The sequence below is a fragment of the Corallococcus sp. 4LFB genome (assembly GCF_046520365.1).
Classification (GTDB): Bacteria; Myxococcota; Myxococcia; order Myxococcales; family Myxococcaceae; genus Corallococcus; species Corallococcus caeni.
On record NZ_JBKGHJ010000340.1, the window covers coordinates 1 to 9,735 of the forward strand.

Sequence of the window (9,735 nt, forward strand, 5' to 3'; positions counted from 1 at the left end):
CCGCTGGCCGCCCGGTGCGGCCGTGGCTGCGGTTCGCGCGCAGCGCGGGGCGCCCGCTGTTCGACTTCGAGGGCCTGCGCTCCTTCAAGGCCAAGTTCCGCCCTGACTCCTGGGCGCCCCTCTACCTGTCCCACCCGAAGGACGAACCGGTGACGTGGGCGATGTACGACGCGCTCCGGGCCTTCGCGCGGGGCAGCCTGGTGAAGTTCGGGCTCGTGACGCTGCTGCGCCGGCCGCGCTTCTTCGTGCGCACGCTGACCGCGCTGCTGGTGCCGTGGACGGCGCTGCTCGCGCTGCCCATGAGCGCGCACTGGTTCCCCTCGCCGTGGGTGCAGCACGGCTGGGTGGTGTTCGACGTGGCGCTCATCGTGGGCCTGCTGCTGCTGCTGCGCCGCTGGCGCGACGGGCTGGCCACGCTGCTGGGTCGGCTCACCACCGCGGATGCCTGCCTCACGTTGCTCCAGGCGGTCAGCTTCAACGCCGCCCGCGCGCGGGGCCCGTGGGACTGGAGCATCATCATCGCGTCGGTGCTCGCCCCGGCCACGGCGTCCGCCATGCTGCTGCGCTCCCGCGACCTGCGCGTCCCGGAACCTTGAGGGCGCCTCGAGGCGCTCCAATTCCCGGCGATGGATGCCGTCAAGGCTGGACTCTTCTCCCAGGAAAGAATGGATCCAAGGCGTGGGGACTCCGTCACCTCTCCCTGAGGTTGACTGTCAGTCGCCATGAACCTAGGGCTGGCCTGAAACTTTCCTTTCGCATCGGAGCAACCCATGAGCGTCCTCGCCAGGAACAACGTCAAGGTGAAGGGGCGGGGCACGCAGCCCATGGTGTTCTCGCATGGCTTCGGCTGCGACCAGAACATGTGGCGGTTCGTCGCGCCCGCGTTCGAGCGGGACTTCCGCACCGTGCTCTTCGACCACGTGGGAGCTGGCGGCTCGGAGATCGCGGCCTATGACCGCAACCGGTACGGAACGCTGGAGGGATACGCCGAGGACGTCCTGGAGCTCTGCCGCGAGCTGGGGCTCGAGCGCGTGGTGTTCGTCGGCCACTCGGTGAGCGCGATGGTGGGCGTGCTCGCGGCCATCAAGGAGCCGGAGCGCTTCGACAAGCTGGTGCTCGTGGGCCCCTCGCCCTGCTACATCAACGACGGCGAGTACGTTGGCGGCTTCTCGCGCGAGGACATCCTGCAGCTGGTGGAGTCGCTCGACGACAACTACCTGGGCTGGTCCAACACGATGGCGCCGGTCATCATGGGCAACCCGGACCGGCCCGAGCTTGGCTCGGAGCTCACCAACAGCTTCTGCCGCACGGATCCCGACATCGCGAAGCACTTCGCGAAGGTGACCTTCCTCTCCGACCACAGGGCCGAGCTTCCGAAGGTCAAGACGCCTTCCCTCGTGCTCCAGTGCTCGAACGACGTCATCGCGGGAGAAGCGGTGGGGGAGTACGTGTACCGGCAGCTGCCTGCTGGCCAGCTGGTCTATCTCAAGGCGACCGGACACTGCCCGAACCTGAGCGCTCCGGAGGAAACAGTCGCTGCGATGAAGCCCTTCCTCGGCTACTGAAAGGGACGATGGCAGGCAACGCCGACACGGAGCCGGGGAAGGATCCTTCCGAGGACTCGGCGGAAGACCTCTATGAGAACGCTCCGTGTGGCTACCTCTCCACGAGCCCGGAGGGACGCATCATCAAGGTCAACCAGACCTTCCTGACCTGGACTGGCTATTCCAGGGAGGCCTTGCTCGGCGGCAGGCGGTTCTCGGAGCTGCTCACGGTCTCGGGCCGCATCTTCCACGAAACCCACTACGCCCCCCTGCTCCAGATGCAGGGCTTCGTCCATGAGCTCTCGCTGGACCTCGTCCGTGCCGACGGCCGTCCGCTGCCTGCGCTGATCAACTCCGTGCAGCAGCGAGACGCGCTCGGAAGACCCCGCTCCGTCCGGACGACGCTCTTCAACATGACGGAGCGCAAGCGCTATGAGCGCGAGCTGCTGATGGCCCGCCGGAAGGCCGAACAGCTGGCCCAGGCCAAGTCGGCGCTGCTCGCGACCCTCAGCCATGAGATCCGCAATCCCCTCAACGCCATCACCGCCGCCACGCGGCTCCTGGGGATGACGCCGCTCTCCGACAAGCAGTCGAAGTACCTGCGCATCCTCGGCTCCGCGTCCAGCAACCTGCTCGCGCTGGTCAACGACATCCTGGACTGGAGCAAGATCGAGGCAGGCAAGCTCTCGCTGGAGCAACGCGAGTTCTCCCCGCGCGAGCTGCTCGGCGACATCCTGAACGGCCAGGCCGCCCGGGCCGAGGAGAAGCGGCTGCGGCTCCAGATGGAGATCGACGAGCGGCTCCCGGCCTGTCTCCTGGGGGATCCCGTCAAGCTCGGGCAGATCCTCACGAACCTCGTGAGCAACGCCCTCAAGTTCACGGAGAAGGGTGGGGTCACGGTCAGCGTGGCCCTCCGGTCCCGGGACGGCGATGCGTGTGACCTGGCCTTCCAGGTGAGCGATACGGGCATCGGGATTTCACCGGACCGCCTGTCCGCCATCTTCGAGGAGTACACCCAGGCGAACTATGACATCGGGATGAAGTACGGCGGGACGGGGCTGGGCCTCTCCATCAGCCGGAAGCTGGTGGAGCTGCATGGCAGCAAGCTGGCCGTGGAGAGCGAGGTTGGAAAGGGAACACGCTTCTCCTTCAACCTGCGCTTGAAGGCCGTGGCGGGGGGGACCGTCGGCACGGCTCCCAGCGGCGCGTCGTCCGCGCAGGCCCTGCGGGGCCTGAAGGTGCTCGTGGTCGAGGACAACGAGGTCAACACCTACGTGCTCGCCCGTTGGTTCGAGCACTGGGGCGTCTCGTTCGACGCCGTCAGGAACGGGCACCAGGCGGTGGAGCGACTCCAACAGGGCGCCTACGACCTCGTCCTCATGGACCTGCACATGCCGGTGCTGGATGGCTATGACGCGCTGAAGGTCATCCGGCAGCTCCCGGACGAACGGCTCCGCCAGCTTCCCATCATCGCCATCTCGGCCTCCACGCGGGCCTGGCAGGAGAGCAAGATCCTGGCCTCGGGGTTCACGGACTTCATCGGCAAGCCCTTCGACGAGGGCGTCCTGTTCAGGAAGATGGCGCGGTGCACTTCCCGCGAGGTGCCGGAGGCGCCCGCGCATCCGCCGGAAGCGGCCCCCCGTGCCTCCGGGGCCGCCGCGGACTCCCTGGTCCTGGCGCCTGACTTCAGCTTCACCAAGCTCCGGCAGTGGGGCGCGGGAGATGCGCGGGCGAGCGCGGCGCTGGCCCGCTCCTCCGTCCAGTCGCTGGAGCAGGCCCGGCTGGCGCTCACGGCGGCGCTCAAGAAGGGCGCCTCCGACGAGTACGAGCGCGCGTGCGGGGCCATCACGGGGACCCTGCACCTGCTCGAAGCGAACGGGCTCGCGGCGGCCCTCCGCCGTGCCCGGGCGCTGCTCGCCGGCAACGCCCCGGACTCCTCGCGGATGCAGGCCGCGGCGTTCGCCATCGACTGGGAGGTGGAGAACCTCGTCGGCGCGCTCGTCGCCATCGCGAGCGAGGCCGACGCCTGAGCTGACGGAGCAGGAGCGCTGGCGGCTGGCGTGGCTCCGTCTCCCGGCCAACCCTCGCCTGGCCGCCGGCGTCGCGCGCCATGGAACAGCGGCTACGGTGCGCGGCCTCATCCATGGCCTCTCCTTCCTTCGACAATCCATCGCTGACGCTGGGCCTGTCACTCGTCGCCGGCATCCTCGCGCAGTTGCTGGCCCGGCACCTGAGCGTGCCCGGCATCGTCGTGCTGCTGTCCGCGGGCGTGCTGCTCGGGCCGGAGGCGCTGGGCTGGGTCCGGCCCGCGTCCCTGGGCCCCGCGCTCCAGACCGTGGTGGGCTTCGCCGTGTCCGTCATCCTCTTCGAGGGCGCCATGAGCCTGGACGTGCGCAAGCTGCGCCGCGAGGCCCGCTCCATCCAGCGGCTCGTCACGCTGGGCGCTGGCGTCACCGCCGTGGGCGGCACCCTGGCCGCGCGCGCCCTCATGGGCTGGGACTGGATGGTGTCCGCCCTGTTCGGCACCCTGGTGATGGTCACCGGCCCCACGGTCATCACGCCGCTCTTGCGCCGCGTGCGCGTCACCCACCGCGTCGCCACCGTGCTGGAGGCCGAGGGCATCTTCGTGGACGCCGTGGGCGCCATCATCGCCGTGGTCGCGCTGGACATGGCGCTGCACGCGGAGGAGGGGCCGTGGCTGCTGGTGAGCGCGCTGGGCTCGCGCTGGGGCGTGGGGCTCGCGGTGGGCGGCGTGACGGGCCTCCTCATCACCCTGGGCCTGCGCAAGTCCTCCTGGGTGCCGGAGGACATGACCAACGTCTTCGCCCTGGCCCTGGTGCTGGGCGCCTTCCAGGTGAGCAACGCGCTCGCGCCGGAGAGCGGCGTGCTGGCCGCCATCGCCGCGGGCCTCGTGGTGGGCAACGGCAAGGTGCCCGCCCGCCGCGAGGTGCTGGCCTTCAAGGAGCAGCTGACGCTGATGCTCCTGGGCATGCTCTTCATCCTGCTGGCCGCGGACATGCGGCTGTCCCAGGTGACGGCGCTGGGCTGGCGCGGGCTCGTCACGGTGCTCGTGCTGATGCTGGTGGTGCGGCCCGTGGCCGTCGCCGTGTCCACCACCGGCTCCGGCCTGTCCCGCAACGAGAAGGCCTTCATCGCGTGGCTGGGCCCGCGCGGCATCGTCGCCGCCGCCGTGGCGTCGCTGTTCGCCACGCGCCTGGGCGCCCAGGGCGTGGAGGAGGGCCAGGCCCTGCGCGCGCTGGTGTTCCTGGTCATTGGCGTCACCGTGGTGGTGCAGGGCTGTCCGGCGGAGTCGTGGCGAGGCTGCTGGGCGTGCGCCGCGTGGTGCCGAAGGGCTACGTCCTCCTGGGCGCCAACGCGCTCGCGCGGCAGGTGGCGCAAGCGCTCCAGGCGCGCGGGGAGGCCGTGCTGCTCGTGGACTCCAGCGACGCGACCTTGAAGCGCGCGCAGCAGGAGGGCTTCCGCGTCCTCTTCGGCAACGGGCTGGACGAGCGCACGCTCTTGCGTGCCGAGCCCGAAGGGCGCCAGGGCTTCGTGGGCCTCACCCACAACGAGGGCGTCAACCTCCTCTTCGCCGAGCGGGTGCGTGCCCTCCAGCGCACCGCCCGCAGCTACTCCGCCCTGCACCGGGGGCACGTCGGCGTGTCTACCGACACCGTGAGCGCCACGGGCGGCCACGTCCTCTTCGGCGCGGAGCGCGACCTGGGCGTCTGGGTGGCCCGCTGTGAGCAGGGCGCCGTCACCCGCGAGTCCTGGCGCCTGGAGGCCCCGCAGGTGGAGGCCATCGTCCCTCCCGCCACCGGCAACCTGGAGGAGGCGCTCGTCCCGCTCGTGCTGGAGCGCGACTCGGGCACCGTCCTCTTCGACGAGACCGCCGTCCCCGTGGCCGGCGACCGCGTGGACTTCCTCGTCGCGCACGGGCGGAGAGAGGAAGCCCACGCGTGGCTTTCTTCCCACGGCTGGCGGCCTGTGACGTCCGGCGTTCCAATCCCAGACACGAAGACAAGCTGAGCCGGGGGCACGTTCTGCTGAGACACCGCCCGCAGGCGCGTCAGCGTTCTGGTTGACGCGTCACGTCTCCGGCCTCGGCGATAGCGCAGTGTCCCCGTTCATCAGGCGGCGCCATGAAGATGCTGCAGTCTCCAGCACGGACATGGACCTCCAGGGAGCGACGCTTCCAGGCCCCGCGCTCCACATCACAAGGCCAAGGAGGGAGGTCCGCGGTGACGGTCCAATCCGGCCAACCTCCGTCGAGCGCGCGCCCGAACTCGGCCCCTGCCTTGCGGCGGCCTCCGGGCTCCCTCCGGCGGGCGGAGCGACGGCAGCACGAGGAGCGCAAGCCGCCAACACGGAGATGGCCAGGACCTCGATGCAATAACGGCTCGTCCTCACCGGCCTGGAGCTCAGGCCACGGCCTCCTTGCGAGCCTCTTCGACCCGAGCAGCCTCCTGCTCCTTGAGTTGCTGCTGGATCCATGCACCTTCCTCGAAGGACTGGCTCTTCATGGCACGCTCGACCGCCTGCGTCTCGCGGAACTCCCGGGCCTCGGCGGTCATCGTCCACTGCGCCTGGAGCCCCATTCCATCCACCACCTGGCGGATGTTCTGGAGCGCCACCCGGAAGAACTCCTTGCGCGGGTTGACCTTGTTCACCTGCTCCCGCACGAAGCGCTTGTGCAGCTCGCGCTCCAGGGAGGGCGCATCCTCGCTATGGATGAGGGCGTGCACGTCGAACTCGAAGGGCACGCTGGCATCCCCCAGTTCCCGGATGCGGTCGAGCGGCTCCAGGCGGCGGGTGAGGCCAACCTTGAAGACGTCCTCGCCGAAGGAGCCCACGTTGGAGATGACGTAGACGTGGCCCGTCCTGGTCTGCTGCGCCATGGAGATGGCTCGCTTGTTCTTCTCTTCCGCTTCCTGGAGCTTCAGGGCGAGCTGGGTGAGCTGCTCCTCGTACTTCGCCTTCTGCTCGTCTCCTGCCCTCTCGAACTCACGCCGGGCCTTGTCCATCGCCTTGCGCAGGACTTCTTCCTCCTTCTCCGCTTCGCGGTGGGCCCGTTCGAACTCGCGCTGGGCCTTCTCTTCCTCCCGGATGCGCTCCTTGATGAGCCGCTGCTCCTCGCGCTCCTTGAGTTTCAGCTCGTTCGCGACCACCGCCCACTTGAGCTCCGCCAGACGTGTCGCGAGGTACTCCGGCGTGATGCGTGCGTCGCGGAACGCCTGGCCGTTGTTGTTCACGACGCTGAAGGCGTCTTTCACCTTCTGCTCCAGCGTCCCGAAGTTGTCGTGACGCACATCGGCCAGGATGGAGTCCACCTTCCCGTTGAAGGCATCGAGCACGAACTCGATGGCGGTCGTGCGGCGATTCGTCTCGACGTAGTCACACGTCGCCGCCTTGCCGCGGCGGATCATCTCTCGCATCTGCTCGCGAGCGGACTTCAGCCTTGCTCCGGCCTCGGTGAAGCCAAAGTGCTCGGCGAGCTCGTCGAGCAGGCCCTGTGTGGGAATGACATAGCGGTCCCCGTAGCCCTCGATGATGTTGCGCATCGCCGTGGCGGTCTGCTCCAGTTGCCTCGCGTTGCGTACCGCCGCGAGGGCTTCACCCGCCACCTCCTGCGCGCGCTTGTTCGCGGCTTCGATAATGCGGCTGGCTTCGACGGTGGCTCCCGCGACGGTCGCCTCGCCGCGCTTGCGCAGCTCCGCGGCCTCCGTGGCGGCGTTGCTCCGGAGGTCGTCCGCTGCCGCCGCCGCCTTGTGGCGAAGGGTCTCCGCCTCCGCCAATACGCTTCGTCGAAGGGCTTCCGCCTCGACAGCGGCTCGGTCGCGCACGGCCTTTCCCTCCGCCTCCGCGTCCACGATGCCCTGGTACTTCTCGAGTGCGCGGAGCTGCTGCCGAAGCGTGGACACTTCCCGCTCAAGCTGGTCGCGACGGGTCGTTGCTTCGCGAAGGGCCCGCTCGGCGGTGCGCCGCTTCGCGAGGACCACGCCCAACGTCAACGACATCACTGCGAGGAGGAGCAGGCTGAGAGGAAGCATGGGGAGACCGTCCAGGGGCGGAAGCGCGGTGCGAGCCTTCCACTCCTGGCGGAGGTTTCATCTCCCCCGGCTGGGGGATTGCCTTGGATTGCTCCGAACCCGGCTCCGTAATGGCCCGCGGCGCGGTCTACCCGGGCTTGATGGAGGAGATGGCGTCGTTGTCGAAGAAGCCGCTGGCGCTCGGGTAGTAGCCGTTGTGGCCGGGGCCGCCGGTCGCGGAGACGCTCCACGTGGTGCCCTTGAAGTTCGAGTCCTTGTACAGCAGCCACGTGCCGCCCAGGACGATGGCGGAGGACGCCTGGTCGTTGAAGTCGATGTCGCTCAGCGACGCGATGGAGTTCGTGACGGCGACCATGCGCGAGCCGTAGTTCGAGTCCTGGAAGAGGATGGCCATGTTGGTCCCCTGCACGCCCGGCAGCGGACGCACGGAGGAGATGGCGTCGCCCGAACCGCCCCACGTGCCGGGGCTGGGGTACTCGCCTGGGGTCAGGACGTAGACGGAGCCGCCGTAGCCGGAGTCGTTGTAGACGAGCAGATGCCGCTCTGGACCCGGATGGAGGACGTCTGGTCATTGAAGCCGTAATCATTGCCCAGGTTCGAGGAGCCGCACGTCGTCAGCACGACGCTGCGCCCGCCGAAGTTGGTGTCGCGGTACAGGGTGATTTGTGGCTCGGCCATGGTCTTGTCCTTGGTGACAGGGGGTTTGACTGCCTTTCACTTAAAGTGCATTCGCTATGCCATGGCGTGACCCGGGGAGGACAAGCCTGTCGTTTGGCGGACTTGTCGCGGGCCGGCACCTGAACCATGCAGGCGCGAGCGGAGGGCTGCGTATGCCTGGGACGCGTCTGCGTTCAAAGGGAACAACCCGCTTTGGCGATTTCTTGTCGCGCGCTGGAGGTTCCAATCCCAGACACTTTCCCCTCCCCCGCGAACGAGAGACGGTTGAACGGTTGGCGTGAATTGCGTGAAATGCGCCTTCCGGGCCCGGACCGCGCGGATGTCCCGCGGCGGCTCCAGAGAACGGGTGGGAGGGGTGTCATGCGGCTGCCTCCGGGCGTCGTCACGGTGCTCGCCGTGGTGCTCAACTCCGGCGTGGGACTGGCTGCGTCTCCGCCTTCGCGGCAGGCCCCCTCCGCACCTCCGCCGCTTCCGCCGGGTGTCTCCGCGACGCTGTGGCGGGGGTCGGTGCCCAGGGGCCTGGAGCCCACGCCGGAGCGGGTGGCGCTGGGGAAGAAGCTCTTCCGAGACAAGCGCCTGTCAGTGGACCACACCGTGGCGTGCATGACGTGCCATGAGCCGGAATTCGGCTTCACCGACGGCAAGCCGCTGGCGGACGGCGATCCGAAGATGCGCGCGATGGAGGCGTACCTCTATGCGCAGCGCAAGGGCGTGAAGGTGGAGTACGGCAAGCACTGACGTCCGGGCTGGACCTGGGGCTCCGGCGCTCCGGCGCTCAGGGGCCCAGGTACAGGTCCAGGGCCGCGTAGGCCGCGCAGAACGGATACGCGAGCAGCAGGCTGTAGAAGACCTGGAGCGGCGTCAGTCGCCGCCGGTCGATGACGCCCCCCGTGGGGCCGCGTTCATCCCGGCGGCGCAGGTACGCCCCCAGCGCGAAGGACACCACACCCGACACGAGCCATGGGTTCATGGGGGAAGGCATCAAGCGCGCTCGGACGGGGGCGCAAGCCGGTCCCTGTCACATCCGGCTGATGAGGAAGCGGACCACCAGGAACAGCGCCATCGCGTAGGCGTACCCCAGCAGGACGCGCCCGGCGATGCGCTGGGGCGTCGGCTTGCGAGGGGAGGCGTCCTCCGCCGGGGGCGCGCGGCGCTGGTCGCGCATCACGAGGAAGCGCCCCAGTCCGAGCGCGACGATGACGGAGATGATCACGAGGTCGAAGGCGTCCATGGCGCGGGAGCTTCGGGCCGGGGCCTGAGGGGATTCAAGGCAAAGGGGACCCTCCCCCCGCCAAAGGCACACCGTACGAACCGGTCCGACAGTCGGACCAGTTTGGATGGCCATGACAGGGAGCCTCCGGTCCAGCCGAGCCGCACGAACCTGTCCGACAGTCGGACACTTGGGGGCCGTGCATGGGGGCGCCCGCTCCAGCCGGGCGCATGAACCTGTCCGACAGTCGGAC

10 protein-coding genes and 1 pseudogene are annotated in these 9,735 nt (G+C 69.0%); 6 read left to right on the forward strand and 5 right to left on the reverse strand.

The features are described from left to right. The 5 genes and pseudogenes from ACLEQD_RS29310 to ACLEQD_RS29330 form a co-directional block, all read left to right on the forward strand. Positions 1-596, forward strand: a pseudogene (locus ACLEQD_RS29310) (hypothetical protein); the annotation flags it as partial. A 174-nt stretch (positions 597-770) separates the two neighbouring features. Next, positions 771-1,565 (forward strand): alpha/beta fold hydrolase, encoded by a 795-nt coding sequence (locus ACLEQD_RS29315; protein ID WP_410388537.1) that lies wholly within the window; start codon positions 771-773, stop codon positions 1,563-1,565. 8 nt (positions 1,566-1,573) lie between these two features. After that, on the forward strand, positions 1,574-3,574 hold the full coding sequence (locus ACLEQD_RS29320; protein WP_410388538.1) for an ATP-binding protein: 2,001 nt from the start codon (positions 1,574-1,576) through the stop codon (positions 3,572-3,574). 113 nt (positions 3,575-3,687) lie between these two features. Further along, positions 3,688-5,001, forward strand: coding sequence for a cation:proton antiporter (locus tag ACLEQD_RS29325; RefSeq protein WP_410388540.1), 1,314 nt, complete (start codon positions 3,688-3,690; stop codon positions 4,999-5,001). Next, positions 4,884-5,573: an NAD-binding protein gene (locus ACLEQD_RS29330; protein ID WP_410388553.1), complete on the forward strand. Its 690-nt coding sequence runs from the start codon at positions 4,884-4,886 to the stop codon at positions 5,571-5,573. The genes ACLEQD_RS29325 and ACLEQD_RS29330 overlap by 118 nt, the downstream gene beginning before the upstream one ends. Positions 5,574-5,965: 392 nt before the next feature. Here the strand turns inward: ACLEQD_RS29330 and ACLEQD_RS29335 are convergent, their stop codons facing one another. The 3 genes from ACLEQD_RS29335 to ACLEQD_RS29345 form a co-directional block, all read right to left on the reverse strand. After that, on the reverse strand, positions 5,966-7,594 hold the full coding sequence (locus tag ACLEQD_RS29335; RefSeq protein ID WP_410388541.1) for a DUF4041 domain-containing protein: 1,629 nt from the start codon (positions 7,592-7,594) through the stop codon (positions 5,966-5,968). A gap of 127 nt (positions 7,595-7,721) precedes the next feature. Further along, on the reverse strand, positions 7,722-8,021 hold the full coding sequence (locus ACLEQD_RS29340; RefSeq protein ID WP_410388543.1) for a beta/gamma crystallin-related protein: 300 nt from the start codon (positions 8,019-8,021) through the stop codon (positions 7,722-7,724). Positions 8,022-8,080: 59 nt separating this feature from the next. Then, positions 8,081-8,272, reverse strand: coding sequence for a hypothetical protein (locus ACLEQD_RS29345; RefSeq protein ID WP_410388545.1), 192 nt, complete (start codon positions 8,270-8,272; stop codon positions 8,081-8,083). A gap of 360 nt (positions 8,273-8,632) precedes the next feature. On the opposite strand from ACLEQD_RS29345, the gene ACLEQD_RS29350 reads away from it, so the two are divergent. Next, on the forward strand, positions 8,633-9,010 hold the full coding sequence (locus tag ACLEQD_RS29350; protein ID WP_410388547.1) for a cytochrome-c peroxidase: 378 nt from the start codon (positions 8,633-8,635) through the stop codon (positions 9,008-9,010). A 37-nt stretch (positions 9,011-9,047) separates the two neighbouring features. Here the strand turns inward: ACLEQD_RS29350 and ACLEQD_RS29355 are convergent, their stop codons facing one another. Together ACLEQD_RS29355 and ACLEQD_RS29360 are read right to left on the reverse strand one after the other, a co-directional pair. After that, on the reverse strand, positions 9,048-9,242 hold the full coding sequence (locus ACLEQD_RS29355; RefSeq protein WP_410388549.1) for a hypothetical protein: 195 nt from the start codon (positions 9,240-9,242) through the stop codon (positions 9,048-9,050). Positions 9,243-9,290: 48 nt separating this feature from the next. Continuing rightward, positions 9,291-9,503, reverse strand: coding sequence for a hypothetical protein (locus ACLEQD_RS29360; RefSeq protein ID WP_410388551.1), 213 nt, complete (start codon positions 9,501-9,503; stop codon positions 9,291-9,293). Between the last annotated feature and the right edge of the window lie 232 nt (positions 9,504-9,735).